The 828-nt window shown below is 52.1% G+C and carries 1 protein-coding gene; it reads right to left on the minus strand.

The genetic code is table 11. From position 1 onward, the window contains the following. The coding region (locus tag COV46_05490) for a dihydropyrimidine dehydrogenase (GenBank protein PIR17127.1) at nucleotides 1-713 on the minus strand (713 nt) is incomplete at its 3' end. Nucleotides 714-828 lie beyond the last annotated feature (115 nt).

Below are 828 nucleotides of genomic sequence, written 5' to 3' on the forward strand. Positions count from 1 at the left end.
CACGCATTTAGCTTCGCCTCTTTTAGAAAATCAAGCGCCTGATAGACTCCGTTCTTCTCTTCACCGTTCAGGCCGGACCTTTTAGAAGCGCCCTGACCGCTGGCGATAAATACGGCCTTGAACCCATCTTTAAGTAGCTCTGAAGGCGATGAGACATCTTTTCCTGTCTGAAATTCAACGCCCAATTTTTTAACGAACTCTATTTCAAGATCGAGCATCTTGGTTGGAAGCCTGAAATCGGGTATCACCTGCCTGAGCATTCCGCCGACGGCGGGACCCTTTTCAAAAACGACCGGAAGATGACCGCGATTCGCAAGCTCGGCGGCACATGCAAGACCCGCCGGCCCGCTCCCGATTATCGCCACCTTTGCGCCGGTGCCGCTCGAACTTTCGGGCTCTACCATCCCGTTCGCAAGTTCCCATTCACATATCGCGCGCTGGATGCCGATTATATTGACAGGCTCGCTCAATTTTTCGCTCGTGCACTTACCCATGCAGGTGTTCTGGCAGGGGCATATGTACGAACAGGAGCCGGCCAGGACGTTGACGCCTCGAAGTTCCCGAATAGCTCCCTTGATATTTCCAAAGCGAAGTTTTCTTATGAACCTTTTGGGGTTGACCCCCGCGGGGCACCCGCAAAAACAGGGCGCATCATCGCATAGAAGACACCGTTGCGCCTCACTTAACGCCCAATTGAGATCAATTTTAACCATTCTTTTTACTTACACACTTAAGGGCGCCTCTAAAAACCCATTGGCGTGTCATTGCGAGGGAGCGTAGTGACCGAAGCAATCTCCATAAATCAAGTGTTTGCGGGAGATTGCCGCG

It is taken from the genome of Deltaproteobacteria bacterium CG11_big_fil_rev_8_21_14_0_20_49_13 (assembly GCA_002796305.1).
GTDB lineage: Bacteria > UBA10199 > UBA10199.